We start from the raw sequence: 25,747 nt of genomic DNA on the forward strand, positions 1-25,747 counted from the left end.
TAATGTGAGTACCCTGCGATGATAAATACAACAAAGCTTGATCCGATCGAAACCGCGTCCGTTGATGAATTACAGGCGTTGCAGACCGCGCGCCTGAAGTGGACGCTGAACCACGCCTACCACAACGTTCCGATGTACAAACGCAAGTTTGACGCCGCGGGCGTTCACCCTGACGATTTTAACGAGCTGGCGGACCTGCAAAAATTCCCGTGCACCACCAAGCAGGATCTGCGCGACAACTACCCGTTCGATACCTTTGCGGTGCCGATGGAGCAGGTGGTGCGTATCCACGCCTCGTCGGGCACCACCGGGAAGCCGACCGTGGTGGGATATACCCAAAATGATATCGACAACTGGGCCAATATCGTCGCCCGCTCCCTGCGCGCCGCCGGGGGCAGCGCAAAGGATAAAATTCACGTGGCCTACGGCTACGGGCTGTTCACCGGCGGGCTGGGCGCGCACTACGGTGCCGAGCGTCTGGGGGCGACGGTGATACCGATGTCCGGCGGCCAGACGGAGAAGCAGGCGCAGCTGATCCGCGATTTTCAGCCGGATATGATCATGGTGACACCCTCTTACTGCCTGAACCTTATCGAAGAGCTGGAGCGTCAGATGGGCGGTGACGCCAGCGCCTGTTCCCTGCGCGTGGGCGTTTTCGGCGCCGAGCCGTGGACGCAGGCGATGCGCGGCGAAATTGAAAAACGGCTGGGCATTACCGCGCTGGATATCTATGGTCTTTCGGAAGTGATGGGGCCGGGCGTGGCGATGGAGTGTCTGGAAACCACGGACGGCCCGACCATCTGGGAAGATCATTTCTTCCCGGAAATCGTTAACCCCAATGACGGCACGCCGCTGGCCGACGGGGAGCAGGGCGAACTGCTGTTCACCACCCTGACCAAAGAGGCGCTGCCGGTGATCCGCTACCGCACCCGCGACCTGACGCGCCTGCTGCCGGGCACCGCGCGCACCATGCGCCGGATGGATCGCATCAGCGGGCGCAGTGACGACATGCTGATCATTCGCGGCGTGAACGTCTTCCCGTCACAGCTGGAAGAGGAGATCGTTAAGTTCGAACACCTTTCGCCGCACTATCAGCTGGAGGTCAACCGCCGCGGACATCTTGATTCACTTTCGGTGAAGGTCGAACTAAAACAGAGCAGCTTAACGCTGACGCATGAACAGCGCTGTCAGGTCTGCCACCAGCTGCGGCACCGTATTAAATCGATGGTGGGGATCTCAACGGACGTGACGATCGTGAACTGCGGCAGCATACCGCGCTCCGAAGGCAAAGCCTGCCGGGTATTTGATCTGCGTAAGGTCGCGGCTAACGGGTGAAGGAACCTCACAACATGACGGCCCCCTCTCCCTTGAGGGAGAGGGCTGGGGTGAGGGGGGAAACCCAAATTCCTGTGCTATGATTCATCCAGGAAAAAAATATCAACAGAATGAATCACATGAATAAACTTGACGCTTTTATCCAGCACGCGGTCAGCTCGGTTCCGGTGAGCGGAACGTCGCTTATCTCCTCGCTGTATGGCGACGCGCTTTCCCATCGCGGCGGAGAGATCTGGCTCGGCAGCCTGGCGGCCCTGCTGGAAGGGATGGGATTTGGCGAGCGCTTTGTGCGCACCGCGCTGTTTCGCCTCAACAAAGAGGGCTGGCTGGATGTGTCCCGAATAGGTCGCCGCAGCTTTTACCGTCTCAGCGACAAGGGGCTGCGTTTGACCCGTCGTGCGGAAAATAAAATCTACCGTGCGGAATTGCCGGCCTGGGACGGTAAATGGCTGCTGCTGCTCTCCGAGGGGCTGGATAAAACCACGCTCGCGGATGTAAAAAAACAGCTTATCTGGCAAGGGTTTGGCACGCTGGCGCCGAGCCTGATGGCCTCGCCGTCGCAGAACCTGGCGGATGTGCAGTCTCTGCTGCATGACGCGGGCGTGGCGGAAAACGTCATCTTCTTTGAGGCCCATTCACCGCTGGCCTTATCACGCGCGGCGTTACGAGCCCGCGTGGAAGAGTGCTGGCAGCTGACTGAACAAAACGCGATGTACGAAACGTTTATCCATTCATTTCGTCCGCTGCTGCCGCTTCTGAAGGAGGCGTCGCCGGAGGAGTTAACCCCGGAGCGCTGCTTCCAGATCCAGCTGTTACTCATTCATTTTTATCGTCGCGTGGTGCTGAAAGATCCGCTGTTGCCGGAGGAGTTACTCCCTGCGCACTGGGCGGGACAGAGCGCGCGGCAGCTGTGCATTAACATCTACCAGCGCGTGGCGGCGGGCGCCCTGGCGTTTGTCAGCGAGAAGGGCGAGACCTCCGTGGGCGAGCTGCCCGCGCCCGGCACGCTTTATCATCAGCGCTTTGGTGGTCTGAATATCACATAAGGAGAGGGTATGCCTGTTTATCAAATTGATGGTCTGACGCCGGTCGTGCCTGAAGAGAGCTATGTTCACCCGACGGCGGTGCTGATTGGTGACGTCATCCTCGGAAAAGGCGTTTACGTGGGTCCCAACGCCAGCCTGCGCGGTGATTTTGGCCGAATCGTAGTGAAAGACGGCGCGAACATTCAGGATAACTGCGTGATGCACGGTTTTCCGGAGCAGGACACCGTGGTGGAAGAGGACGGGCATATCGGCCACAGCGCAATCCTTCATGGCTGCGTCATCCGCCGTAATGCGCTGGTGGGGATGAATGCGGTGGTGATGGACGGGGCGACGATCGGCGAAAACAGCATCGTCGGGGCGGCGGCGTTTGTGAAGGCGAAAGCGGAGATGCCGGCGAATCATTTGATCCTTGGCAGTCCGGCAAAAGCGATTCGTGAGCTGAGCGCGCAGGAAATCGAGTGGAAAATGCAGGGCACGCGGGAGTATCAGGTGTTGGTGGACCGCTGTAAGCAGACGCTGCATCAGGTGGAGCCGCTGCGCGAAGAAGAGCCCGGACGCAAGCGGCTGGTCTTCGATGAGAATTTGCGGCCAAAATCGGCTGGTCGGGATGATTAATCGCCGGTTGTGCGCGTCTTTTAAATCCGTGAGGCCGAGCTTAATACGCTTCCGGCAACGGCCGGTCAATCGACACCAGCTTTCCGCGCTTCACGGTGATATACCCCCCGGCTTTCAGATCTGCCAGCACGCGAAAAACATGCGTTCGCGACAGGTTGGTGCGCTTGATGATAAACAGCGCCAGGCCTTCATTTTCGCCCGTGTGGGTTTCCTGCCGATAGAGATAGCGGTACAGCATGTGTTTGATGGTCTGGTAGCTCGTGACCTGTCCGCGCTCGTTGTGCAGATCGATAGTAAAAATCGACATGAAGGTCAGAATAGTGGTCAGCGCCTGCACGCGTTCTGGCCCGCCGTGCAAAAATAGCTGGTCGAAATCGGCGTAGGGAATTTTTACCAGTTTAACCTTCGCACTGCTGCGATATTCAAATTTCGCTAGCGGGCAATAGCGTTCCATTAGACCGATGGGCATATATTCAATGGTATTGCCAATATTCAACCCATCTTCAGGCATTAATATCGTCAGAGAACCTTCGGTACAGAAATAAATATAGCCGGGCTCGACGGCTAACTTTTTATTTGCGGCAACGGTTAGCGCTTCTCCTGAAGACAGGATTTGTGGAAAAAAGCGCCCAATATTGAGCTGCTGATAATAGGTATGGATGTCCTGAAAATTCACGCTAGGCCTCGTCCCGCAACGTCTGTCGTCGCATCGAGTATAGCAGGAGTCGCGTCCTGATGACGAGACAACCTCATACCAGTCCCATATGGGACTATGATGGGAAAGTATTCTGTTTAGAATGGTCCTCAATGAGTTCGCATTAAATTATCCGCCAGCAGTAAATATCCGGGCGGCGCAATTAATCTATGAGGCCATTTAATGAAATTAACGATAATCGCTAAGCAACTGGCGCTGGCCGGTGTGTTAACATCGCTTTCGCTTTCTGCATGGGCTGAAGTGCAGCCGCAGGATGCCACACCCACAACCCAGCAGGCTAATAACGCCCTGTATAATAAACTGCCCTTTGCCGATAAAACCGATTTTGAAAACGCCCATAAGGGCTTTATCGCCCCGTTGCCGCAGAACATGATCAAAGGCGAGCAAGGAAACGTTATCTGGAACCCGGCGAAGTATGACTTCGTGAAAGAGGGTGAAAAAGCCCCGGATACGGTGAACCCGAGCCTGTGGCGCCAGTCACAGCTGATCAACATTGGCGGACTGTTTAAGGTCACCGACGGCGTGTATCAGATCCGTAATCTCGATCTCTCCAACATGACAATCATTGAGGGCGAGAAGGGCATTACCGTTATCGACCCGCTACTAAGCGCTGAACCGGCGAAAGAAGCGCTGGATCTCTACTATGCAAACCGCGGCAAGAAGCCGGTGGTGGCGGTGGTGATCACCCATAGCCACGTTGACCACTACGGCGGCCTGCGCGGCGTGGTTGACGAAGCCGACGTGAAGTCAGGCAAAGTGAAAATCTACGCGCCGGATGGCTTTATGAAAGAGGCGGTTTCCGAAAACATTATGGCCGGGAACGCGATGAGCCGCCGTGCCAGCTATATGTACGGCAACCTGCTGAAGCCGGACGCAAAAGGCCAGGTGGGTGCGGGCCTTGGCACCACCACCTCTGCGGGTACCGTCACCCTCATCCCGCCGACCAACTACATCACCCATACCGGTCAGGAAGAAGTGATCGACGGTTTGACCTACGACTTTATGATGGCGCCGGGTTCAGAAGCCCCCTCGGAGATGCTGTGGTACGTCAAAGAGAAGAAAATGATCGAGGCCGCAGAGGACGTGACCCACACGCTGCACAACACCTACTCCCTGCGGGGCGCGAAAATTCGCGATCCGCTGGCCTGGTCTAAGTACATCAACGCCGCCATTGAGCGCTGGGGCGCGGACGCGGAAGTGATTATTGCACAGCACCACTGGCCGACCTGGGGTAACGAGAATATCGTCAAGCTGATGAAAGGCCAGCGCGATATGTACCGCTACATCAACGACCAGACCCTGCGTATGGCCAACAAGGGCCTGACCCGCGATGAAATTGCCGCAGAATTTAAGCTGCCGGAATCGCTGGAGAAGCAGTGGGCGAGCCGCGGTTACTACGGCTCCGTTAGCCACGACGTCAAAGCCACCTACGTGTTTTATCTCGGCTGGTTCGACGGCAACCCGGCAACCCTCGACGAGCTGCCGCCTGAACAGGCAGCGAAGAAGTTCGTGCAGTACATGGGCGGCGCTGATGCCATTATGCAGAAAGCCAAAGCGGATTATCAGCAGGGCAATTACCGCTGGGTTGCCCAGGTGGTGAGCAAAGTGGTCTTTGCCGATCCTAACAACCAGGCGGCACGTAACCTGGAAGCCGATGCGCTGGAGCAGTTAGGTTATCAGGCGGAAGCGGGCACCTGGCGTAACTTCTACCTGACCGGCGCGCAGGAGCTGCGAAATGGCGTGAAAAAGCTGCCGACGCCGAACACCGCCAGCCCGGATACCGTGCGTGCGATGACGCCAGAAATGTTCTTCGATTACCTGGGCGTGCACATCAACGGGGTGCGTGCCGGTAACGCCAAAGCGGTGTTTAACGTCGACCTCGGTAAGGATGGCGGTAAATACAAGCTGGAGCTGGAAAACGGCGTGCTGAACCATACCGCCAACGCGCAGGCGAAGGATGCCGACGCGACCATCGCGCTTGACCGTACCACACTGAACGACATCATCCTGAAGAAAGAGACGCTGAAGCAGGCAGTGGACAAGGGTGACGTGAAGGTGAGCGGAGACGGGGCGAAGCTGGAAGAGATGCTGAGCTACATGGATACGTTTGACTTCTGGTTCAATATCGTAACGCCGTAAGTTTAGGTTTCATCCTCTTAATCCTGGCGCCTTAGAAATAAGGCGCCATTTTTTTATTCACGCATCGCCAGCGCGCTCGCGCTTGCGGGGTCGAAGAGCGAAATACTCTCAATCTGGTCCAGCATAATCACCTTACGGAAATCCATGGCGCTTTTTGGCTCTGAGTCGAGCGTAACCTCATGCTCGGCGTACCATTTGCTGTAGTTGTGTTCAATGCACAGCTGCATGTTTTTCCCGTCACGATAGCCGCTCAGCATCGGAATAAGCACAATATTGGCGGTTTTTTCATACTCCAGCGTGGCGGTATGGATCATGCCAATATAAATCCGCCGCGATTTCAGCGTGACGTGCGCCAGCTCGCCTTCTTCCATGCACTGATAGAGGAGCTGTTCGATACCGCTCGACTGCGCCAGCCGCTTGTACAATTTTTTCCGGCCTTCGCCGTCGAGCCGCGCGCTGCCGGCCCAGTTCGAGCGGTAGAGACAGAACAGGATCGCAAAGGCCAGCATTACCACTACCGGAGCCTGAATACCCAGGAAGCTCCAGTTCATAAAATCAATTTGCCAGTCGGCATATTTCGCAGACGTGAAATGGAAAGTGTTATCGGCGGCGGAGAGGGCGAACAACAGCAGCCACAGCAGGCCGGTGGCGATTACCCCCTGAAGGACGAAAATACAGCCATACAGCGCCACGAGAAAATAGACGTCCCAGCCGAAAGAACGCTTAATTTTGAATCGCGTTGACAGGTCGCGGCTGGTGTACCAGTACCCGCATACCATCAAGACCATAAAAATTGCCGTTCCCATCTCAGGCCCTCTTTAGCGCGTTGACATGGCGCAGAAAGTCCTGCCGTACCTCGTTGCTTTTGTAGTTAACCGAGGCGTTTCCATCCTGGTCGATAATGATGCGGTCGCCATCCTCTACGGCTTCGATAATTTCCTGGTGACTCATGACCTGCAACAAAGATTCCGGGCTGGAAAAGAGCGCCATCAGTAAATTTTTCATCGCGTGACATCCTTATGAATTAAAAGGATAAGTCTGGAAGATAAATGGCACTTTTGCCTTAAGGTTATCCCTAAAAAAGCTGGCTTCGGTGAGGGTGTCTAACTTTTATCAAAAAATGGCGCTGCGCGGGCTGCATTTAACCTGTTGAAAATAAGCGACAATAAAAAATATATTCTCCTGAACTTGGACAAATAACGCTAATTGTGTAAGTTTTAATTATGCGATTTCGCTACGTTGTTTACAGCCAGGATGTGACCCATGAGCACGTTGCCGTCCGTCATCAGTCGGTTCGTTGATTACTACACCACGCTGGATACCCAGCCACCCTCGGCGCTGGCGGAGATTTATCGCGCCGATGCCACGCTTATCGATCCCTTTGGCGAACACAGCGGGCTGTTCGCGCTTCAGCGCTATTTCACCCATCTGCTGGCTAACGTTCAGCACTGTCGCTTTACCGTCGATGCACCGTTGCAGCAGGGCGAGCGCTTTGTTGTCACCTGGATTATGCATTGGTCGCACCCGCGTATTGCCCGGGGGGCAATGCGGCAACTACCGGGCTGCTCCGTGGTAGACATGTGCGACGATCGCATTGTTCGCCAGCGCGATTACTACGATGCCGGAGAGATGATTTATGAACACCTTCCGGTGCTCGGCTGGGCCGTACGCGGCGTTAAGCGGAGAGTGAAATCATGAAAACGGTTCTGATTACCGGCGCAAGCTCGGGGATAGGGGCAGGGCTGGCGAAATCTTTCGCTGACGACGGCTACCGGGTGATTGCCTGCGGGCGCGATGCGCAACGCCTGGCGGACCTGCATCAGCACAGCCCCACTATTACGGTGCGCCTGTTCGATATGACGGACAGGGACGCCTGTCGCCAGGCGCTGGCGGACTGTGCTGCCGATACGGTGATCCTCTGCGCCGGAACCTGCGAGTATCTCGATCGCGGCGAAGTGGATGCCGCGCTGGTGGAGCGGGTGATGACCACCAATTTCATGGGGCCGGTAAACTGCCTTGCCGCGTTGCAGCCGCAGCTGGTATCCGGCAACCGCGTGGTGCTGGTCAGCTCGATGGCGCACTGGCTTCACTTCCCCCGGGCCGAAGCGTATGGCGCCTCCAAGGCGGCGTTAACCTGGTTTGCCGACACGCTACGCCTCGACTGGGAGCCGAAAGGGATTGCCGTCACGGTCGTTTCACCCGGTTTTGTCGACACGCCGCTGACCCGCAAAAACGATTTTCCGATGCCGGGCCGGGTTAGCGTGGAGCAGGCCGTCAGCGCTATTCGTCGCGGTCTGGCAAAAGGGAAAGATACTATCGCGTTTCCCGCCGGGTTCAGCCTGGCGCTGCGCCTGCTTTCCGGCCTGCCCAACGTACTTCAGCGCGCACTGCTGCGCAGGATGGTGCGGCCATGAAGATTGCAATTATCGGCAGCGGCATCGCCGGATTAACCTGTGCCTGGCGGCTCGCCGGACATCATCAGGTCACGCTTTTTGAAGCGCAGGCTACGCCGGGCGGCCATACCGCAACGGTAGATGTTGACACCCCGCAGGGTACGTATGCCATCGACACCGGTTTTATCGTCTATAACGACCGCACCTATCCGCGCTTTATGGGGCTGCTCAGCGAACTGGGCATCAGCGGGCAAAAAACGCAGATGAGCTTTTCGGTGCACAACCCGCAGAGCGGGCTGGAGTATAACGGGCATACCCTGACGTCGCTGTTCGCCCAGCGTCGTAACCTGCTGAACCCCGGCTTCTGGACGCTGCTGAAGGAGATCGTGCGCTTTAACCGGCTGGCGAAACAGACGCTTGAGGGCGACGTTAGCGAGTCCGCCACGCTGGAGACGTTCCTGCGCCAACACCGCTTCACGCCTTTTTTTGCCCGTCACTACATCCTGCCGATGGGGGCGGCGATCTGGTCATCGTCGCTACAGGAGATGAAACGGTTCCCGCTGCCGCTCTTTTTACGCTTTTTCGACAACCACGGTTTGCTGGACATCACCCATCGTCCGCAGTGGTACGTGGTGCCGGGCGGCTCCCGGGAGTACATCCGCGCGATGATGGACAAGCTTGGCGATCGCCTGACGCTGCACCTCAACGCGCCGGTTCAGAAGGTTGTTCGCCACGATCGCGGCGTCGACATTGAGCGGGAAGGCGTTACGCATACCTTCGATCAGGTGATCTTTGCCTGCCACTCGGCACAGGCGCTGGCGATGCTCGCCAGCCCGACGCAGGCTGAACGCGAGGTGCTGGGGGATATCGGCTGGCAGCGTAACGAGGTGGTACTTCACAGCGATCCGCGCTGGCTGCCGGTGCGCAAGCGCGCCTGGGCCAGCTGGAACTATCGCCTCAGCGAGCAGGATGATGCCAGCGCCTGCGTTACCTACAACATGAATATTTTACAGGGGCTGCCCGCCGGCAGTCCGCTGTTTTGCGTCACCCTTAACCCGGAAACGCCAGTGGATGAGCGCTTTGTGCTGCGCCGCTTTGTCTATGAGCATCCGCTTTTTAACCCGAAGAGCTGGCATGCCCAGGCCCGGCGCGGCGAGATAAACGGTCGCCAGCGGAGCTGGTTCTGCGGCGCGTACTGGTACAACGGCTTTCACGAAGATGGTGTGCGCAGCGCGCTGGACGTGGTGAATGCTCTCGCGGCCGGGGAGGGCAACTGAGATGAACAGTTGCCTTTACCACGGTGCATTGCGCCATCGGCGTCTTACGCCGAAAGCACACCATTTTACCTATAGCGTGTTTATGGCGTGGCTCGATCTCGATGAGCTGGACGGGCTGCCCTCCGTCGGTGTGCGGCGAAACCGCTTTGCGCCCGCGGCCTTTTATGATGCGGATTACCCGCTGGGCACGCCGCTCAAAGAGCGCGTCCTTGAGCGACTGGAAAAGCTGACCGGAGAGCGTCCGGCGGGGCGGATCATGCTCCTGACGCAGCTGCGATATTTCGGCTTTCATTTTAACCCGGTCAATTTTTACTACTGCTATGACGGCGAAGACACTCTGTGCTGGGTTCTCGCCGAAGTGCGTAACACGCCGTGGAATGAACGGCATTACTACGCCGTGGCGGGGCAGGACGCTCCGCCGACGGAGAAAGCATTTCATGTTTCGCCCTTCAATCCGATGGACATGGTTTACCACTGGCGCTTCAACAGCCCGGACAGCACGCTGCGCATGCATATTGAAAACCATCAGGAAACGAAGGTGTTTGATGCCACGCTGACGCTACGCCGGGCGCCGCTGACGCGTGGGGCGCTGCGGGCGATGCTGGTGCGGATCCCGTTGATGACCCTTAAAACCGTTTTTGCCATTTACTGGCAGGCGCTCAGGCTGTGGCTCAAGCGCGTGCCGCTGCATAACCATCCCCTCAGCAGGAGTGAACGATCATGACCGATCCCGTCTTTGCGCTTGAACCCGATATCCCGCGCAACGCTCGCGTCGCGCGCTGGTTGCTTTTTCGCCTGCTGAACGGCCTGCGCGGAGGCTCGCTGACGCTCCGTGAAGGGCCCCAGACGTTCCATTTCGGCGACGCGTCCGCCGCGCTTCACGCCGAAGTGCAGGTGCGATCTCCGGGCGTCTACTGGCGCATTTTAACGGGAGGCAGCCTTGCCGCGGCGGAAGCGTGGATGGATGGCGACTGGGAGACGGCCCACCTGACGCCGCTGCTGGAGCTGATTGCGCGCAATAGCCAGATCCTCGGGCAACTGGAAAAAGGGTTTCGCCTGCTCGCGAAGCCGGTGGAGCGGCTACGGCACTGGGCGCGACGCAACTCCCGCGCTCAGGCGCGTGAAAATATTGCCGCCCATTACGATCTCGGCAACACCTTTTACGCCCATTTCCTTGATGAGCAACTCCTGTACTCCAGCGCGCTGTTTACCGGGGAAGAACAGGATCTGGCGGCGGCTCAGCAGGCAAAAATGGCGAGGCTGTGCGACCAGCTGGCGCTCACCGCAAACGATCATCTGCTGGAAATTGGCACCGGCTGGGGGGCGATGGCGGAGTACGCCGCCCGTCACTACGGCTGTCGGGTGACCACCACCACGCTGTCGCAGGAGCAGTACCACTGGGCCACCGCGCGGATCGCGCGGGCAGGCTTGCAGGATCGCGTTGAGGTGCTGCTCTGCGACTACCGCGATCTGACCGGGGTGTACGATAAGCTGGTGTCGGTTGAGATGATTGAAGCCGTCGGCCAACGCTACCTGCCAACGTTTTTCCGCACCTGTCAGGCGCGTCTGCGTCCAGGCGGGAGGATGGCGATTCAGGCCATCACCATTCAGGATCAGCGCTACCGCGACTACAGCAAAAGCGTCGATTTTATACAGCGCTACATCTTCCCCGGCGGCTTTTTGCCCAGCATCACCGCCATGAATGACCTGATGACACGCCACACGGATTTTGTGGTGCGTAACCTCTTTGATATGGGGCCGGATTACGCCCGCACGCTCGCCCACTGGCGGCAGCGCTTCATTCACGCCTGGCAGGAGATAGAAAAGCTCGGGTTTGATGAACGTTTCCGCCGGATGTGGCTGTACTACTTCGGCTATTGTGAAGCCGGGTTTAACGCCCGCACCATCAGCGTGGTGCAGCTCACTGCGGAACGCGTATGAAGCGCTACGGGCAGGTCTTTTTGCTGGCCATCGGGTTCGATCTCTACTGGACGCTGGTGGTGCTGTTTCGCGAGCAGGGTCTGGTCATCTGGATCGCGCTGGCGGTGCTTGCCTGGCTGCTGTTACCACCTTCGCACCGGCTATACGCCATTGTGCTGGCTGCGTCGGGCGCGCTGCTTGACGCCCTCTGGGCGCTGACCGGGCTGATTGCCTTTACCGGTGCGTCGCTAATGCCGCTATGGATGGTCGCGCTGTGGCTGATGTTTGCCTGCGTCTGGACGCAGCTAACCCGCACGACAACGCTGCCGGGCTGGCTGCTGACGGCGCTGGCGACCGTGGGCGGGCCGGTGGCCTACCTGATCGGCGAGCGTCTGGGGGCCATAACGTTTCTGGAACCGAGCTTTATCGTCGTCAGCTGGATGATCCCGGGCTGGCTGGTGTTGATGCTGTTTTTCCACCTGCTGATGGGGAGACAACAATGAGAAAACTGTTATTCATGCTCGCGCTGACCGTATTCACCTGTAGCGTGCAGGCGGCTGACTGGCTGATCTGGCGCAAGGTGGGCGACGCCACGCTCACCTGGGGGCCGCTTACCGTCTATACCTCTCAGCTTCTCACGCCCGACGGGCGCTACGCGGGGATAGACAGCGATAACGCGCTGATTATTACCTACGCCCGCGACATTGCTGCCGACGACCTGGTCGAGGCGACCCGCGAGCAGTGGCAGGCGCAGGGCATTTTGCAGCAGGAGCCGCAGAGTGAAGCCTGGCTACGCATGCTGTCCACGCTCTGGCCCGACGTCACGCCCGGCGCGCAGCTTGCGTTTGTGCTGAAGGACGGACAGGGGCAATTCTGGTATCGCTCTACAGCGTCGCAGAAAAACTTTACGCCACTCGGGCCACGCCAGTCGGCAGCGTTTAGCTCGCGCTTTCTGGCGATCTGGCTCGATCCCCGCACCGAGTATCCTGAACTGCGTCAGCAGTTAATCGGAGGACCAAAATGAAACGTTTCCTGTTAATGGCGCTTGCCCTGACGATGCTGGTGGCCGGATGCAGCACCGAGGTGACAGAGTATCGTCAGCAGCAGCCGACGCTGGATATTTTCACCTATTTCCAGGGGAAAACCGAAGCGTGGGGGATGGTTCAGGATCGTAGCGGTAAGCAGATCCGCCGTTTCCACGTCGAGATCGCCGGCGATGTTATCGGCGATACGCTGACCCTGAATGAGCATTTTGTCTACGACGACGGCGAGAAGCAGCAGCGCGTGTGGCACATCCGCCGCGTTGGTCAGAATCGCTACGAGGGCACGGCGGGCGATATTGAGGGTGTGGCGTCAGGCCAGGCGGCGGGCAATGCCCTTAACTGGCGCTACAGCATGAACGTGAAGGCGGACGGCAAAACCTGGCTGTTGCACTTCGATGACTGGATGTATTTGCAGGACGGCAGCCGTCTGTTCAATAAGACCGAGATGAAGAAATTTGGCGTCACCGTCGCCACGGTGACGCTGTTATTTACCCGCAAAGAGGGCGGTTAACTCTCTTCGGGCTGAGGTTTACTGCTTGAGTAGATGAAGAAGAGTGCAATACTCAGGCAGACCACGGCCCCCAGACGGCTCATTGAAAACGGAATGGCTTCATTGTTCAGCCAGCCAAAGTTATCAATCAGCATGCTCATGGCCAGCTGGCCCAGGATCACCGCTACCGTGGCAACGGCGGTGCCGATGCGCTGCACCGCGAGCACCATAATCACGATATAAGGCACGCCGCACAGGGCGCCCAGAAGCTGCCATTTGGGCACATCCATCAGGCTGACCGCCTGTTTCGGCTCAAAGAAGAAGATGAGCAGGGCGGTCACCAGCGCGCCGACGGAAAACGTCAGAAACGCGCTTTTGAAAACCCCCACGCTGTTGCCTAATTGCCCGTTAATGGCAGCCTGAATGCTCAGCGTCGCGCCGCCAATCACGGCCAGAATAATCATAATTACTGTCATAACGTTACCCCTGAGCCACGAGAATGAGCGCCGCAATGATAAACCCCAGCGCAATAATGCGTTTTGTATCGATCCTGCGGTGCGGCGTACCCAGCAGGCCATAGTGGTCAATAATCAGGCTTTTAAATACCTGACCGGCCAGAATGCCAATCATCGTCATCGCGATGCCGATCGCCGGGGTGGCAATGGTGAGAATGATGACGTAAACCGGACCGAGCACGCCGCCCAGCAGGTGCCATGATGGTTGCGCAAAAAATGAGGGGCTGTTGCGCGGGCTGAAAAACAGCATCAGCAGAAACGTCAGCCCCGTTCCCGCGCTGAATATGCTGAACGCAGCCCACAGATCGCCTACCTCCGCGCCCAGCGGCCCCAGCAGCCCGGCTTCCACGGACAGCCCCATGCCGCCGGCAATCACCAGTAAAACTAAAATAATGTGCATAACGCTTTTTCTCCTTTTTCCAGGCGGGAAGATTACGTCTGAACATCATTGAGAAAAATGCCATAATGCAGGAAACACCTGTGCAGGAAATGCATTAATGATGGATGCCGGACATATCAGCATTCGCGCGCTGCTGATCTTCATTGACGTATACGAAACGCAAAATTTTTCCGTGGTCGCGCGGCGGGAAGGGATCTCCGCGTCGCAGGTTTCACGCGTGATCCACCAGCTTGAGGACGCCCTCGGGCAACAGCTGTTCTACCGCAACACGCGGGCGATTATGCCCACAGAGAGCGGACATCTTTTTGTTCGCTATGCGCGGGCGATGGCCGGGAACCTGGAGGATGCGCGACGCGAGCTGGATGAACGCGCCCGCGAGCCGTCGGGCACGCTGCGCATCAATGGCCCGGTCTTTTTCGGACAACGGCACATCGCGCCGGGCCTGCCTGGGCTTCTGGCGCGTTATCCCCGTCTCTCCGTTGAACTTACCCTCACCGACGATTTTATCGATCCTCACCGCGACGCCGCGGACGTTATCTTTCGCATCGGCGCGCTGACGGACTCCTCGTTTCACGCCCGGGTGTTTGGGCAGCAGTTCTACCATCTGGCGGCCTCGCCGGACTATCTGCGCAAACATGGCGCGCCCGAGGAGCCGGACGATCTTAGCCGTCACCGCTGTCTGGTGTACCGCGGATCGTCCGGGCCTAACCGCTGGCTGATCCGGTTGCCGGGCGAGGCGTGGGTTCACTATCCCGTCGTACCGTTGATGACCTCCAATAACGCGGAAACGCTCCTGATTTCGGCGCTGGGCGGCATGGGCATTGTGCTTTTCCCCGACTGGATGGTGAGCGAACGGCTGAAAAGCGGTGAGCTGGTGGCATTGCTGCCGGAGAGGGAGTGTTCAATCAACACGGAGCCGCTGACGATTGCGGCAATTTACCCGAACGCGCGTCATCCGCCCCTGAACGTCAGGGCGGTGATTGATTACTATATTGAACGGTTCGGTACGCCGCTGTACTGGCAAACCTGAGGATTAACGAGCAAGCTCGCGGCGGAGGATCTCTGCCCCGGCGCTTAGCGCCTTGAGCTTACCGTTGGCAACCTGGCGGGAAAGGGGAGCCATGCCGCAGTTGGTCGACGGATAAAGCTTGTCTGCATCCACAAACTGCAACGCCTTGCGCAGCGTATCGGCGACCTCTTCCGGCGTTTCGATGGTTTGGGTGGCGACGTCAATCGCCCCGACCATCACTTTTTTACCGCGGATCAGCTCCAGCAGATCCATCGGCACGCGCGAGTTGTGGCACTCCAGCGAGATGATATCGATCTTCGAGGTCTGCAATTTAGGAAACGCCTCTTCATACTGGCGCCACTCGGAGCCGAGCGTCTTTTTCCAGTCCGTATTGGCTTTGATGCCGTAACCGTAGCAGATATGTACCGCGGTTTCGCACTTCAGCCCTTCAATGGCCCGCTCCAGCGCGGCGATACCCCAGTCGTTCACCTCGTCGAAAAAGACGTTAAAGGCCGGTTCATCGAACTGAATGATGTCAACGCCTGCCGCTTCCAGCTCGCGCGCTTCCTGATTGAGGATTTTAGCGAACTCCCAGGCCAGCTTTTCGCGGCTTTTATAGTGGGCATCGTAAAGCGTGTCGATCATGGTCATGGGGCCGGGCAGCGCCCACTTGATCGGCTTGTCCGTAAGCTGGCGCAGGTACTTCGCGTCGTCAACGAACACCGGTTTCTGGCGTGCTACCGCATCCACCACGGTCGGCACGCTCGCATCATAGCGATTACGGATGCGCACCGTCTGGCGGTTCTCAAAATCCACTCCGCTCAGGTGTTCAATAAAGGTGGTAACGAAATGCTGGCGGGTTTGTTCGCCATCGCTGACGATATCAATCCCCGCGCGGAGTTGCTCGTCCAGAGACAAACGCAGCGCATCCTGTTTCCCTGCCAGTAATTCGTCGTCCTGTAATTTCCACGGCGACCAGAGCGTTTCCGGCTGCGCAAGCCAGGTGGGTTTCGGCAGGCTGCCAGCCGTCGATGTCGGGAGCAATGTTTTCATAAGTAGAAACCTTTTATCCGTATTAAATTAAAGCGTGAAGTGCTGAGACCACTGCTCAAGAAGGGTTTTATAGGGTTTGATAAACCGCTCTTCGGTATATTTCCCCTGCTCAATGGCCAGACGGCTGCGCTCTTCACGGTCATAAACGATTTTGGTTAATGAGTGATCCTGCTGATTCAGGTCGGGCTGATAGCACTGCCCCGCGGCGGAATTAGCATTATAAATTTCCGGGCGATAAATTTTCTGGAACGTCTCCATCGTGCTGATGGTGCCGATCAGCTCCAGATTGGTGTAATCACGCAGTAAATCGCCGGTGAAGAAGAAGGCAAAAGGCGCGACGCTGTTCTCAGGCATGAAGTAGCGAACCTTAAGGCCCATTTTGGCGAAATACTGCTCCGTCAGCGACTCGCCGTCCGGCTGGTACTCCAGGCCCAGCACCGGATGGTGGTTTCCGGTGCGGCGGTAGGTATCTTTGCTGGAGACGCTCAGGCAGATCACCGGCGCTTTTTTGAAGTTCTCCCGATATTCCGCAGAATGCACAAAACACTTAAAAATATTGCCGTGCAGCTCACCGAAATTCTCGGGGAGGGTAAAACGGGATTGATCTTTATTGTGCTCCAGCAGCAGGACGCTGAAATCATAGTCACGGACATAGGATGAGAAGTTATTCCCGACGATGCCCTCAATGCGCTCGTCGGTCTTTTTATCCACAATCGTTGTTTGCAGAATTTCGATGGCCGGGAAGGTAAATTCCCCGCCAATATTCATATCGACCGATACAATCTCCAGCTCGACGGCGTAGCGGTCCGCCTTGGGGTTATCCCAGCTCGCCAGCGCGTTAAAGCGATTGTTGATCATCACCAGCGTATTGCGCAGGTTTTCCTGACGCTTCTCCCCACGTGCGAGATTGGCGAAGTTGGTGGTCGTGCGCGTGTTTTCTGACGGGTTATAGTTTTCATCAAAGCAACTGCGCTTAAGGGTAAATGTGAAAGCCTGACTCATTTTCGTTATGCATCCTAAGTTCATGTTGCCGGGACGTTATCAATGCATAATTTATGCCTGAGTCACTGGCGCAGGGGAAGTGACTTAATTTCACTGCGTCATGAGGGTTCTTCATGAACTGCGCAATTCAGGTATAATCCCCCGACATTTCCAACCGGTTTAAACGATCATGACAAAACTCACCCTACAAGAGCAGATGCTGAAAGCGGGCTTAGTCAGCAGCAAAAAGATGGCGAAGGTCCAGCGCACGGCAAAAAAATCCCGCGTCCAGGCTCGCGAGGCGAGAGAAGCCGTTGAAGAGAATAAGAAAGCGCAGCTTGAGCGTGACAAGCAGCTGAGCGAACAGCAAAAACAGGCGGTGCTGGCGAAAGAGTTTAAGGCGCAGGTGAAGCAGCTGATTGAGATGAACCGCATTACCGTGGCGAGGGGCAACATCACCTTTAACTTTACCGACGGCAACCTGATCAAAAAAATCGATGTCGATAAGCAGACACAAACCCAGCTGATTAACGGTCGTCTGGCCATTGCCCGTCTGGTTATTAACGCGAATGGCGACTGTGAATATGCGATTATTCCGGCGGTGGTAGCGGATAAAATTGCCCAGCGCGATGCAGACAGCATTGTGCTAAACAGCGCGCTGAGTCAGGAAGAGCAGGACGAAGACGATCCGTACGCAGACTTCAAAATCCCTGACGATTTAATGTGGTAAATCTCGTTCAGAATGGCGCGGCGTGACGGGCATTCATGGTTTCGCCGCTCAGCGGATGCATAAAACTCAGAACGCTTGCATGCAGCATCAGCCGGGGCGTTTCTTCGGCGCCCGGCCATTCCAGACCACCATACAGATCGCACCCCATAATAGGGTGGCCTAACTGCTGGCAATGAATGCGCAGCTGGTGGGTGCGCCCGGTCTCCGGGATAAGTTCCACCCGCGTTAACGGCATTTTCGTATCCTGGTTTACACGTTCCACCACCCGGTAGCGGGAGCGGGCGGGTTTACCGGTCAGTGAACAGATCGTCATCAGCGGAAACAGCGCCGGATCTTTGGCAATCGGCGCATCCACTGTCCCTTCATCCTCTTCCACATGTCCGCACAGCAGGGCGGTGTAAACCTTGCTCACGGCGCGCTGGCTGAACTGGTGACAAAGCGCGGCGTTAATCGCCTTGTTACGCGCAATGACCATCAGGCCCGAGGTGCCAAAATCAAGGCGATGCACCAGCGTGCAGCCAGGAAAGGTTTGCACCAGACGATGGTGAACGGAATCGCGGTTTTGCGGATTTTTCCCCGAGAGGCTAAGCAGGCCGGAAGGTTTGTTGATCAGCAGCAGATGTTCGTCCTGCCAGAGGATCTCAATGTCGTCGTGACAGGGTGGTGCAATAAAAGTATCGATAATGACAGACATCAGGCCGCCCGGCTGGAGAGTGGGTGCGGATGATAACGAAATATGCAGGAAAAGAAAAACCCTCCCACCGGGCGGTGAGAGGGAGAGAGCTTAGGCAGCGACCAGGCTGTCGATAGCGGCTTTCGCGTCGGACTGCGCTTTGGTAGCCACTTCCGGGCCGTAAGCGATACCTTCAGCGAACACAAAGTTCACGTCGGTAATGCCGATGAAGCCGAGGAACAGGGTCATGTACGGCGCCACCAGGTCGGTTGGGGTATCTTTGTGAATACCGCCGCGGCTGGTCAGGACGATAGCGCGTTTACCTTTTACCAGACCTTCCGGGCCGTTCTCGGTGTAACGGAAGGTTACGCCAGCGCGCGCCACCAGGTCGAAGTAGTTCTTCAGCTGGGTAGGAATGTTGAAGTTGTACATTGGGGCGTTGATCACGATAACGTCGTGCGCCTGCAATTCAGCAATCAGCTCGTCGGAGAGCGCCAGGGCTTCCTGCTGACGTGGGGATAAAGGCGCATCGCTCGGACGCAGCGCGCCAACCAGCTCGCCGTCCAGCACAGGAATCGGGTTTGCCGCCAGGTCGCGAACGGTGATTTCATCCGCAGTATGCTGTTCGCGCCACTGCTCAACGAAATAGTCGGACAACTGACCAGACTGTGAGTACCCTGCCAGAATACTGGATTTCAACACTAATACTTTGCTCATGGGAAATTCCTGTTTTGTATTTGATTGAAGGGGGTTGCCCCGTTGCTTGTTGACACTTTATTCACAATCCTGCCACAGGGATAGCGCAATATATCGAAGTCTATGTTCGAATTTTTTGAATAAGGCGCTAAAAGCGTTGATGTGGTACTCTATAGCAATCATTAAAAAGAGATTTTATCCGGCAGTGCACTGCCCGTTAACGCTATGACAGAACAACAAAAATTGACCTTCCCGATGCTGATGCAGCAGCTTAATTCGCTGATGCTGCGCGATAAACAGCGGTTTGCGCGCCGCCTGCACGGCGTTAAGAAGGTTAAAAATCCTGATGCACAACAGGCCATTTACCAGGAGATGGCCAAAGAGATTGAACAGGCGGCAGGGAAGGTTGTGCTGCGCGAAGCCGCACGCCCGGAGATTACCTACCCGGAAAACCTGCCCGTCAGCCAGAAAAAACAGGACATTCTTGAGGCCGTGCGCGACCACCAGGTGGTGATTGTCGCGGGCGAAACCGGTTCAGGTAAAACCACCCAGCTGCCGAAAATCTGCATGGAGCTGGGCCGCGGGGTGAAGGGGCTGATTGGCCATACCCAGCCGCGTCGTCTGGCGGCGCGCACCGTGGCCAACCGTATTGCCGAAGAGCTGCAAACGGAGCCGGGCGGCTGCATCGGCTACAAGGTGCGATTCAGCGATCGCGTCAGCGACAACACCATGGTTAAGTTGATGACCGACGGTATTCTGCTGGCGGAAATCCAGCAGGATCGTCTGCTGATGCAATACGACACCATCATCATCGATGAAGCGCACGAGCGCAGCCTGAACATCGACTTCCTGCTCGGCTACCTGAAAGAGCTGCTGCCGCGCCGTCCGGATCTGAAAATCATCATCACCTCCGCGACCATCGACCCGGAGCGCTTCTCAAAACATTTCAACAACGCGCCGATTATTGAAGTGTCGGGCCGCACCTATCCGGTGGAAGTGCGCTATCGCCCGATTGTTGAAGAGGCGGACGATACCGATCGCGACCAGCTTCAGGCCATCTTTGATGCCGTCGACGAGCTGGGCAACGAGAGTTCGGGCGACATTCTGATCTTTATGAGCGGCGAGCGCGAAATTCGCGACACCGCCGATGCGCTCAGCAAGCGCGACCTGCGCCATACTGAGATCCTGCCGCTGTACGCGCGCCTGTCGAACAGCGAGCAGAACCGCGTGTTCCAGCCGCACGGCGGGCGCCGCATCGTGCTGGCGACCAACGTGGCCGAAACTTCGCTCACCGTGCCGGGCATCAAATACGTGATCGACCCTGGCACAGCGCGCATCAGCCGCTACAGCTACCGTACCAAGGTCCAGCGCCTGCCGATCGAGCCGGTATCGCAGGCGTCGGCGAATCAGCGTAAGGGGCGCTGTGGCCGCGTGTCGGAAGGGATCTGTATTCGTCTCTATTCGGAAGACGATTTCCTGTCGCGCCCGGCGTTTACCGACCCCGAAATCCTGCGCACCAACCTGGCGTCCGTTATTCTGCAAATGACCGCGCTGGGGCTGGGCGATATCGCCGCCTTCCCGTTTGTGGAAGCGCCGGACAAGCGCAATATTCAGGACGGGGTGCGCCTGCTGGAAGAGCTGGGCGCCATCACCACCGACGAGCAGGCGACGGCCTACAAGCTAACGCCATTAGGCCGTCAGCTTAGCCAGCTTCCGGTCGACCCGCGTCTGGCGCGCATGGTGCTGGAAGCGCAAAAGCATGGCTGCGTGCGCGAGGCGATGATCATCACCTCGGCGCTCTCCATTCAGGATCCGCGCGAGCGCCCAATGGACAAACAGCAGGCGTCGGATGAAAAACACCGTCGCTTCCACGATAAAGAGTCTGATTTCCTGGCCTTTGTGAACCTGTGGAACTATCTCGGCGAGCAGCAAAAAGCGCTCTCTTCGAATCAGTTCCGCCGTCAGTGCCGGGTGGATTTCCTCAACTACCTGCGCGTGCGCGAGTGGCAGGATATCTACACCCAGCTGCGCCAGGTGGTGAAAGAGCTGGGCATTCCGGTGAACAGTGAACCGGCGGAGTACCGCGAAATTCACATCGCCTTGCTGACCGGCCTGCTGTCCCATATCGGGATGAAGGATGCCGATAAGCAGGAGTATACCGGGGCACGTAACGCGCGATTCTCCATCTTCCCGGGCTCGGGCTTGTTCAAAAAGCCGCCGAAGTGGACCATGGTTGCCGAGCTGGTGGAAACCAGCCGTCTGTGGGGGCGAATTGCCGCACGCATCGATCCGGAGTGGGTTGAACCGGTGGCGCAGCACCTGCTGAAACGCTCGTACAGCGAGCCGCACTGGGAGCGCGGGCAGGGCGCGGTGATGGCAACCGAAAAAGTCACCGTCTATGGCCTGCCGGTGGTCGCTGCGCGGAAGGTTAACTACAGCCAGATCGATCCGGCGTTAAGTCGCGAGCTGTTTATCCGCCATGCGCTGGTGGAGGGCGACTGGCAGACGCGCCACGCGTTCTTCCGCGAAAACCTGAAGCTGCGCGCCGAGGTGGAAGAGCTTGAGCACAAGTCCCGCCGCCGCGACATTCTGGTGGACGACGAGACGCTGTTTGAGTTTTACGACCAGCGCATCAGCCACGATGTGATCTCGGCGCGCCATTTCGACAGCTGGTGGAAGAAAGCCAGCAAAGAGACCCCGGACCTGCTCAACTTCGAAAAGAGCATGCTGATCAAAGAGGGCGCGGAGTCGGTCAGCAAGCTCGACTACCCGAACTTCTGGCATCAGGGGAACCTCAAGCTGCGGCTGACCTATCAGTTTGAGCCGGGCGCGGATGCCGATGGCGTGACGGTGCACATTCCGCTGCCGCTGTTAAACCAGGTGGAAGAGAGCGGGTTTGAGTGGCAAATTCCCGGCCTGCGCCGCGAGCTGGTGATTGCGCTGATTAAGTCGCTGCCGAAGCCGGTACGGCGCAATTTTGTGCCAGCACCGAACTACGCCGAAGCCTTTTTAGGCCGCGTCACGCCGCTGGAGCTGCCGCTGCTGGACGCGCTTGAGCGCGAGTTCCGCCGTATGACCGGGACCACCATTGACCGCGAGGACTGGAACTGGGATCAGGTGCCCGATCACCTGAAAATCACCTTCCGCGTGGTGGACGATAAAAACAAAAAGCTGCTTGAAGGCCGCTCGCTTTCGGAACTGAAGGACGCCCTGAAGGGCAAAGTGCAGGAGACCCTGTCTGCCGTGGCGGACGACGGTATCGAGCAGAGCGGGCTGCATATCTGGAGCTTTGGTCAGCTTCCGGAAAGCTACGAGCAGAAGCGCGGGAACTACAAGGTGAAAGCCTGGCCTGCGCTGGTGGATGAGCGCGACAGCGTGGCGATTAAGCTCTTTGACAATCCGCAGGAGCAGCAGCAGATGATGTGGCGCGGGCTGCGTCGACTGCTTCTGCTCAACATCCCATCGCCAATTAAGTATCTGCACGAGAAGCTGCCGAACAAAGCCAAGCTGGGGCTGTACTTTAACCCGTACGGCAAAGTGCTGGATCTGATTGACGACTGCATCTCCTGCGGCGTGGATAAGCTGATCCACGAGGCGGGCGGTCCGGTCTGGACGGAAGAGGGCTTTGCTCAGCTTCATGAAAAGGTTCGCGCCGAGCTGAACGACACCGTGGTAGAGATTGCGAAACAGGTCGAGCAGATCCTCACCGCCGTGTTCACTATCAACAAGCGCCTGAAAGGGCGGGTGGATATGACCATGGCGCTGGGGCTGTCGGACGTCAAGGCGCAGATGGCCGGGCTGGTCTATCGCGGTTTTGTGACCGGCAACGGCTTTAAGCGGCTGGGCGATACGCTGCGTTATTTGCAGGCGATTGAAAAACGTCTGGAGAAAATGGCGATCGATCCGCATCGCGACCGGGCGCAGATGCTGAAAGTCGAAAACGTGCAGCAGGCATGGCAGCAGTGGCTGAACAAACTGCCGCCGGCGCGTCGGGAGGATGACGACGTGCAGGAGATCCGCTGGATGATCGAGGAGCTGCGCGTCAGCTTCTTCGCTCAGCAGCTGGGCACGCCGTACCCGATTTCGGACAAGCGTATCTTGCAGGCGATGGAGCAGATCTCCGGCTAAAACCTTTGCCCGGTGGCGCTGCGCTTACCGGGCCTACGGAAGCATGTGTATGCCTAGTGAGGCGTGGCCGCGTTCCACCATCACCAGACATGTAGGCCGGGTAAGGCGTAGCCGCCACCCGGCATGTTTTCACGCACTGGCCCAACCGCCGCCCAGCGCTTTATACAAATCAATTTGCGCCAGCAGCAGGTTATTTTTCACCTGTACCACGCTGGTCTGCACCGAGAATAAGGTGCGCTGCGCGTCAAGCACATCCAGATAGGAAGAGTACCCGTTGCGGTAGCGGTTTTGCGCAATCCGCAGCGTCTCCTGCGCGACCTGCTGCTGTGCCAGCAGCTCGGTAAGCTGTTCCTGATAGCGGGTGATGGCATCAAGGCTGTCATTCACCTCGACAAACGCGTTACGAACGGTTTTTTCGTAGCTGTACAGCGCCTGATTGCGCTGGGACTGAGAGATATCTACCTGTGCATTCAGCGCCTGACGGTTCAGCAGCGGCGCAAGAATACTGCCGCCCACGCTCCAGAGCTGTAGGGGGTTATCCAGCAACCCCGACAGCGTGCGATCCTGCACCGATCCCGTGGCCGTGAGGTTGATCGACGGCAGCAGGCTGGCGCGCGATGACGCCAGCGTCGCGTCCGCCGCAACGAGCTGACGTTCCGCCTGGACGATATCCGGACGTCGGTTAAGTAACGTCGACGGCAGTTGTGAAGGCAGTTTCAGCGGCGTCAGGGCGTCGAAGCTTTCACCGCGCGGAACGTCACCCGGATTGCCGCCAAGCAGCAGGCTAAGCGCATTCTCCTGTTGCGCAATCTGGTGCTGTAGAAGTGGAACCTGCGCGCGGGTGGCGCGCAGCTCAGAATCCGATTGCATCAGCTCAAGGCGAGAGCTGTATCCCGTCTCAAACTGCCGTTTAGCAAGGTTAAATGCCTCTTCACGCGACTTCAGCGTGGAACGGGTCACGCGAAGCTGTTCATCCAGCGACAGCAGGGTAACGTACCCGGAGGCCACCGACGACGCGACGGTAAGATCTGCCGCCGCAGCCGCCGCTTTTTGTGCCTCCAGCGATGCTTCAGCGGCACGGGCGGTGCCGCGGTTTACGCCCCAGATATCCACGTCGTAGCTGGCGGTCAGGCTACCTTTATACAGCGTACCGTATACCGGAAGCCCGGTGGCGGCGGACTGCGAACGCCCGCGCGTTCCCGTCACGCCCGCATCTAGCGACGGAAACAGGCTGCCGTCGGCAGCGTACACCCGGGCCTGATACTCATTAATCCGCTCGCGGGCAATCAGCACGTCGCTGTTGTTCTTCAGCGCCTGATCCACATAGCGGTTCAGATTGCTGTCGTGAAAATTGCGCCACCAGAGCTGCTCTGCCGGGCTGGTCGGCCCCGACGTGGCGCGCCACTGGGCCGGAATGTGCAGTGACGATGTGGCGGGCTCAACGTCTACCGACTGGCAACCCGCCAGGATAGCCATCATCAGCAGGCCAGCTATCGGGCGAAGCGTCATTGTTTCGCCTCCCGCGTGTCGATGGTGACCTGCACCGACATGCCAGGGCGCAGCAGCTGGTACTCCTCCGCCTCACCGAGAACCTCAATGCGCACCGGGATGCGCTGGGCGATTTTGACAAAGTTGCCCGTGGCGTTATCCGGGGTGATAGCGCTGAACTCCACGCCAGTGGCCGGGGAAATGCTCTCTACGCGCCCCTGATAGGCTTTATCGTTTAACGCATCGACGGTGAATTTCACCGGCTGGCCGACGCGTATATTCGCCAGCTGCGTCTCTTTGATGTTGGCGATCACCCAGTGCTGCGGCGGAACCAGCGTGGTCAAGTGCGTCCCGGCAGTGACGTACGCCCCCAGACGCACCGCAACCTGCCCGAGCTGGCCGTCGCGCGGGGCGACAATTCGGGTGTTTTGCAGATCGATCTGCGCCAGTTCAAGGGCGGCTTTGGCATTTTCAACGTCCGCTTCCAGCGAACCGCGATTAACGATGACCGTTTGTAAATCCTGGCGCGACATCTCAAGCGTCGCTTTTGCCTGATCGATATCGGCGCTACCCTGCGCGGCACTCGCCAGCGCTGCATCGCGCTCGCGGATGGACAGGGAGCCGTCTGCGGTCAGATCCTTCACGCGCCTCAGATCCGCCTGGGTTTTCAGGCTTTGGGCACGGGCGTTTTTCAACGCCGCCTCGTTTCTGGCAATCACCGCTTCCGCACTTTTACGCTGTTGCAGGTTGTTGTTCAGGGCAGCGATTTTCATTGCCAGCTGCGCCTCGGCCTGATGGACGCGCTGGCGATAGATCCGGTCATCAATCTGCAACAGCAGATCGCCTTTTTTAACCTGCACGAAATCCTGAACGTGTACCTCGGTAATGTAGCCGTTTACCTGTGGACTGATGAACGTTGTCTGGCCGCGCACGTAGGCGTTATCGGTGAACTGCGCGTGACGCGTGAACGGAGGCAACTGCCAGGCATAAAGGATCACCAGCACCCCGACAATACCGATGGCCGCGGCGGTGAAAATGGACACGACGCGCACGTTTTTACGGGTGTTGGCCTGCTCTTTGGCGGCATCCTGCTGACTCATA

Annotated in this window: 26 protein-coding genes; 15 read left to right on the forward strand and 11 right to left on the reverse strand. The window is 57.8% G+C overall.

What is annotated here, in order from left to right; all coding sequences use genetic code 11:
- Positions 1 to 18: 18 nt before the first annotated feature.
- The 3 genes from paaK to paaY all read left to right on the forward strand — a co-directional run bounded on the left by paaK (position 19) and on the right by paaY (position 2,996).
- Entirely contained in the window at positions 19 to 1,335 is a 1,317-nt protein-coding gene (gene paaK / locus INF58_RS06650; protein WP_063866788.1) for a phenylacetate--CoA ligase PaaK, read from the forward strand.
- Between the two features lie 110 nt (positions 1,336 to 1,445).
- A complete protein-coding gene (paaX, locus tag INF58_RS06655; protein ID WP_107535295.1) occupies positions 1,446 to 2,381 on the forward strand; it encodes a phenylacetic acid degradation operon negative regulatory protein PaaX in 936 nt (311 codons plus the stop codon).
- Positions 2,382 to 2,390: 9 nt separating this feature from the next.
- On the forward strand, positions 2,391 to 2,996 hold the full coding sequence (gene paaY / locus INF58_RS06660; protein ID WP_193032487.1) for a phenylacetic acid degradation protein PaaY: 606 nt from the start codon (positions 2,391 to 2,393) through the stop codon (positions 2,994 to 2,996).
- A gap of 40 nt (positions 2,997 to 3,036) precedes the next feature.
- Here the strand turns inward: paaY and INF58_RS06665 are convergent, their stop codons facing one another.
- Positions 3,037 to 3,672, reverse strand: a complete 636-nt coding sequence (locus INF58_RS06665; RefSeq protein ID WP_131637613.1) for a helix-turn-helix domain-containing protein — start codon at positions 3,670 to 3,672, stop codon at positions 3,037 to 3,039.
- A gap of 201 nt (positions 3,673 to 3,873) precedes the next feature.
- Between INF58_RS06665 and INF58_RS06670 the strand changes: the two genes are divergently transcribed.
- Entirely contained in the window at positions 3,874 to 5,850 is a 1,977-nt protein-coding gene (locus tag INF58_RS06670) for an alkyl/aryl-sulfatase (RefSeq protein WP_193037437.1), read from the forward strand.
- 53 nt (positions 5,851 to 5,903) lie between these two features.
- On the opposite strand, the gene INF58_RS06675 is transcribed toward INF58_RS06670, so the two are convergent.
- Both INF58_RS06675 and INF58_RS06680 read right to left on the reverse strand, forming a co-directional pair.
- On the reverse strand, positions 5,904 to 6,656 hold the full coding sequence (locus tag INF58_RS06675) for a hypothetical protein (RefSeq protein WP_063866783.1): 753 nt from the start codon (positions 6,654 to 6,656) through the stop codon (positions 5,904 to 5,906).
- Position 6,657: 1 nt separating this feature from the next.
- A complete protein-coding gene (locus INF58_RS06680; protein ID WP_022648035.1) occupies positions 6,658 to 6,855 on the reverse strand; it encodes a hypothetical protein in 198 nt (65 codons plus the stop codon).
- A gap of 258 nt (positions 6,856 to 7,113) precedes the next feature.
- Between INF58_RS06680 and INF58_RS06685 the strand changes: the two genes are divergently transcribed.
- From INF58_RS06685 to INF58_RS06720, 8 genes are read left to right on the forward strand one after another with little or no spacing between them, the layout of a single operon-like run.
- Positions 7,114 to 7,548 (forward strand): nuclear transport factor 2 family protein, encoded by a 435-nt coding sequence (locus tag INF58_RS06685; protein ID WP_063451410.1) that lies wholly within the window; start codon positions 7,114 to 7,116, stop codon positions 7,546 to 7,548.
- Positions 7,545 to 8,264, forward strand: coding sequence for an SDR family NAD(P)-dependent oxidoreductase (locus tag INF58_RS06690; protein ID WP_193527313.1), 720 nt, complete (start codon positions 7,545 to 7,547; stop codon positions 8,262 to 8,264). The genes INF58_RS06685 and INF58_RS06690 overlap by 4 nt, the downstream gene beginning before the upstream one ends.
- Positions 8,261 to 9,520, forward strand: coding sequence for an NAD(P)/FAD-dependent oxidoreductase (locus tag INF58_RS06695; protein ID WP_193527314.1), 1,260 nt, complete (start codon positions 8,261 to 8,263; stop codon positions 9,518 to 9,520). The genes INF58_RS06690 and INF58_RS06695 overlap by 4 nt, the downstream gene beginning before the upstream one ends.
- Position 9,521: 1 nt before the next feature.
- The gene (locus INF58_RS06700; RefSeq protein ID WP_193527315.1) at positions 9,522 to 10,244 is read left to right on the forward strand and encodes a DUF1365 domain-containing protein; all 723 of its coding nucleotides are present in this window, start codon (positions 9,522 to 9,524) and stop codon (positions 10,242 to 10,244) included.
- The gene (locus INF58_RS06705) at positions 10,241 to 11,461 is read left to right on the forward strand and encodes a cyclopropane-fatty-acyl-phospholipid synthase family protein (RefSeq protein WP_063866779.1); all 1,221 of its coding nucleotides are present in this window, start codon (positions 10,241 to 10,243) and stop codon (positions 11,459 to 11,461) included. The genes INF58_RS06700 and INF58_RS06705 overlap by 4 nt, the downstream gene beginning before the upstream one ends.
- Positions 11,458 to 11,943 (forward strand): DUF2878 domain-containing protein, encoded by a 486-nt coding sequence (locus INF58_RS06710; RefSeq protein ID WP_193527316.1) that lies wholly within the window; start codon positions 11,458 to 11,460, stop codon positions 11,941 to 11,943. Before INF58_RS06705 ends, INF58_RS06710 begins: the two co-directional genes overlap by 4 nt.
- Entirely contained in the window at positions 11,940 to 12,464 is a 525-nt protein-coding gene (locus INF58_RS06715; RefSeq protein WP_193527317.1) for a hypothetical protein, read from the forward strand. Before INF58_RS06710 ends, INF58_RS06715 begins: the two co-directional genes overlap by 4 nt.
- Positions 12,461 to 12,994, forward strand: a complete 534-nt coding sequence (locus tag INF58_RS06720; protein WP_193527318.1) for a DUF3833 domain-containing protein — start codon at positions 12,461 to 12,463, stop codon at positions 12,992 to 12,994. Before INF58_RS06715 ends, INF58_RS06720 begins: the two co-directional genes overlap by 4 nt.
- Here the strand turns inward: INF58_RS06720 and INF58_RS06725 are convergent.
- Positions 12,991 to 13,449, reverse strand: coding sequence for a DMT family transporter (locus tag INF58_RS06725; RefSeq protein ID WP_193527319.1), 459 nt, complete (start codon positions 13,447 to 13,449; stop codon positions 12,991 to 12,993). The genes INF58_RS06720 and INF58_RS06725 overlap by 4 nt on opposite strands.
- Before the next feature lie 4 nt (positions 13,450 to 13,453).
- Complete coding sequence (locus INF58_RS06730) at positions 13,454 to 13,888, reverse strand: DMT family transporter (protein WP_193527320.1); 435 nt, start codon at positions 13,886 to 13,888, stop codon at positions 13,454 to 13,456.
- A gap of 97 nt (positions 13,889 to 13,985) precedes the next feature.
- Between INF58_RS06730 and INF58_RS06735 the strand changes: the two genes are divergently transcribed.
- Entirely contained in the window at positions 13,986 to 14,918 is a 933-nt protein-coding gene (locus tag INF58_RS06735) for a LysR family transcriptional regulator (protein WP_063866774.1), read from the forward strand.
- A 3-nt stretch (positions 14,919 to 14,921) separates the two neighbouring features.
- Here the strand turns inward: INF58_RS06735 and INF58_RS06740 are convergent, their stop codons facing one another.
- Together INF58_RS06740 and INF58_RS06745 are read right to left on the reverse strand one after the other, a co-directional pair.
- Positions 14,922 to 15,950, reverse strand: a complete 1,029-nt coding sequence (locus INF58_RS06740; protein ID WP_063866773.1) for a methionine synthase — start codon at positions 15,948 to 15,950, stop codon at positions 14,922 to 14,924.
- A 27-nt stretch (positions 15,951 to 15,977) separates the two neighbouring features.
- Positions 15,978 to 16,952, reverse strand: a complete 975-nt coding sequence (locus INF58_RS06745) for a DUF1852 domain-containing protein (protein WP_107535307.1) — start codon at positions 16,950 to 16,952, stop codon at positions 15,978 to 15,980.
- A gap of 169 nt (positions 16,953 to 17,121) precedes the next feature.
- Here INF58_RS06745 and INF58_RS06750 point away from each other — a divergent pair, with 169 nt between their 5' ends.
- Complete coding sequence (locus INF58_RS06750) at positions 17,122 to 17,661, forward strand: DUF2058 domain-containing protein (protein ID WP_063451397.1); 540 nt, start codon at positions 17,122 to 17,124, stop codon at positions 17,659 to 17,661.
- Between the two features lie 7 nt (positions 17,662 to 17,668).
- On the opposite strand, the gene INF58_RS06755 is transcribed toward INF58_RS06750, so the two are convergent.
- Positions 17,669 to 18,355, reverse strand: coding sequence for an RluA family pseudouridine synthase (locus tag INF58_RS06755; protein ID WP_193527321.1), 687 nt, complete (start codon positions 18,353 to 18,355; stop codon positions 17,669 to 17,671).
- Positions 18,356 to 18,445: 90 nt separating this feature from the next.
- Entirely contained in the window at positions 18,446 to 19,051 is a 606-nt protein-coding gene (gene azoR, locus INF58_RS06760) for an FMN-dependent NADH-azoreductase (protein WP_063451395.1), read from the reverse strand.
- 204 nt (positions 19,052 to 19,255) lie between these two features.
- On the opposite strand from azoR, the gene hrpA reads away from it, so the two are divergent.
- Positions 19,256 to 23,158: an ATP-dependent RNA helicase HrpA gene (gene hrpA, locus INF58_RS06765; RefSeq protein ID WP_193527322.1), complete on the forward strand. Its 3,903-nt coding sequence runs from the start codon at positions 19,256 to 19,258 to the stop codon at positions 23,156 to 23,158.
- 129 nt (positions 23,159 to 23,287) lie between these two features.
- On the opposite strand, the gene INF58_RS06770 is transcribed toward hrpA, so the two are convergent.
- Both INF58_RS06770 and INF58_RS06775 read right to left on the reverse strand, forming a co-directional pair.
- Positions 23,288 to 24,667, reverse strand: a complete 1,380-nt coding sequence (locus tag INF58_RS06770; protein ID WP_063866769.1) for an efflux transporter outer membrane subunit — start codon at positions 24,665 to 24,667, stop codon at positions 23,288 to 23,290.
- Complete coding sequence (locus INF58_RS06775; protein ID WP_063866768.1) at positions 24,664 to 25,746, reverse strand: HlyD family secretion protein; 1,083 nt, start codon at positions 25,744 to 25,746, stop codon at positions 24,664 to 24,666. Before INF58_RS06775 ends, INF58_RS06770 begins: the two co-directional genes overlap by 4 nt.
- Between the last annotated feature and the right edge of the window lies 1 nt (position 25,747).

Origin of the sequence: Enterobacter cloacae complex sp. P24RS, assembly GCF_014982165.1 — a bacterium.
In the GTDB taxonomy this organism is placed as follows: Bacteria; Pseudomonadota; Gammaproteobacteria; order Enterobacterales; family Enterobacteriaceae; genus Enterobacter; species Enterobacter quasihormaechei.

Excerpts from the sequence above, each read along its gene's own strand:
- paaK (WP_063866788.1), top strand. The coding sequence starts at position 19 with ATGATAAATACAACAAAGCTTGATCCGATCGAAACCGCGTCCGTTGAT.
- paaX (WP_107535295.1), top strand. The coding sequence starts at position 1,446 with ATGAATCACATGAATAAACTTGACGCTTTTATCCAGCACGCGGTCAGC.
- paaY (WP_193032487.1), top strand. The coding sequence starts at position 2,391 with ATGCCTGTTTATCAAATTGATGGTCTGACGCCGGTCGTGCCTGAAGAG.
- INF58_RS06670 (WP_193037437.1), top strand. The coding sequence starts at position 3,874 with ATGAAATTAACGATAATCGCTAAGCAACTGGCGCTGGCCGGTGTGTTA.
- INF58_RS06675 (WP_063866783.1), bottom strand. The coding sequence starts at position 6,656 with ATGGGAACGGCAATTTTTATGGTCTTGATGGTATGCGGGTACTGGTAC.
- INF58_RS06680 (WP_022648035.1), bottom strand. The coding sequence starts at position 6,855 with ATGAAAAATTTACTGATGGCGCTCTTTTCCAGCCCGGAATCTTTGTTG.
- INF58_RS06685 (WP_063451410.1), top strand. The coding sequence starts at position 7,114 with ATGAGCACGTTGCCGTCCGTCATCAGTCGGTTCGTTGATTACTACACC.
- INF58_RS06690 (WP_193527313.1), top strand. The coding sequence starts at position 7,545 with ATGAAAACGGTTCTGATTACCGGCGCAAGCTCGGGGATAGGGGCAGGG.
- INF58_RS06695 (WP_193527314.1), top strand. The coding sequence starts at position 8,261 with ATGAAGATTGCAATTATCGGCAGCGGCATCGCCGGATTAACCTGTGCC.
- INF58_RS06700 (WP_193527315.1), top strand. The coding sequence starts at position 9,522 with ATGAACAGTTGCCTTTACCACGGTGCATTGCGCCATCGGCGTCTTACG.
- INF58_RS06705 (WP_063866779.1), top strand. The coding sequence starts at position 10,241 with ATGACCGATCCCGTCTTTGCGCTTGAACCCGATATCCCGCGCAACGCT.
- INF58_RS06710 (WP_193527316.1), top strand. The coding sequence starts at position 11,458 with ATGAAGCGCTACGGGCAGGTCTTTTTGCTGGCCATCGGGTTCGATCTC.
- INF58_RS06715 (WP_193527317.1), top strand. The coding sequence starts at position 11,940 with ATGAGAAAACTGTTATTCATGCTCGCGCTGACCGTATTCACCTGTAGC.
- INF58_RS06720 (WP_193527318.1), top strand. The coding sequence starts at position 12,461 with ATGAAACGTTTCCTGTTAATGGCGCTTGCCCTGACGATGCTGGTGGCC.
- INF58_RS06725 (WP_193527319.1), bottom strand. The coding sequence starts at position 13,449 with ATGACAGTAATTATGATTATTCTGGCCGTGATTGGCGGCGCGACGCTG.
- INF58_RS06730 (WP_193527320.1), bottom strand. The coding sequence starts at position 13,888 with ATGCACATTATTTTAGTTTTACTGGTGATTGCCGGCGGCATGGGGCTG.
- INF58_RS06735 (WP_063866774.1), top strand. The coding sequence starts at position 13,986 with ATGATGGATGCCGGACATATCAGCATTCGCGCGCTGCTGATCTTCATT.
- INF58_RS06740 (WP_063866773.1), bottom strand. The coding sequence starts at position 15,950 with ATGAAAACATTGCTCCCGACATCGACGGCTGGCAGCCTGCCGAAACCC.
- INF58_RS06745 (WP_107535307.1), bottom strand. The coding sequence starts at position 16,952 with ATGAGTCAGGCTTTCACATTTACCCTTAAGCGCAGTTGCTTTGATGAA.
- INF58_RS06750 (WP_063451397.1), top strand. The coding sequence starts at position 17,122 with ATGACAAAACTCACCCTACAAGAGCAGATGCTGAAAGCGGGCTTAGTC.
- INF58_RS06755 (WP_193527321.1), bottom strand. The coding sequence starts at position 18,355 with ATGTCTGTCATTATCGATACTTTTATTGCACCACCCTGTCACGACGAC.
- azoR (WP_063451395.1), bottom strand. The coding sequence starts at position 19,051 with ATGAGCAAAGTATTAGTGTTGAAATCCAGTATTCTGGCAGGGTACTCA.
- hrpA (WP_193527322.1), top strand. The coding sequence starts at position 19,256 with ATGACAGAACAACAAAAATTGACCTTCCCGATGCTGATGCAGCAGCTT.
- INF58_RS06770 (WP_063866769.1), bottom strand. The coding sequence starts at position 24,667 with ATGACGCTTCGCCCGATAGCTGGCCTGCTGATGATGGCTATCCTGGCG.
- INF58_RS06775 (WP_063866768.1), bottom strand. The coding sequence starts at position 25,746 with ATGAGTCAGCAGGATGCCGCCAAAGAGCAGGCCAACACCCGTAAAAAC.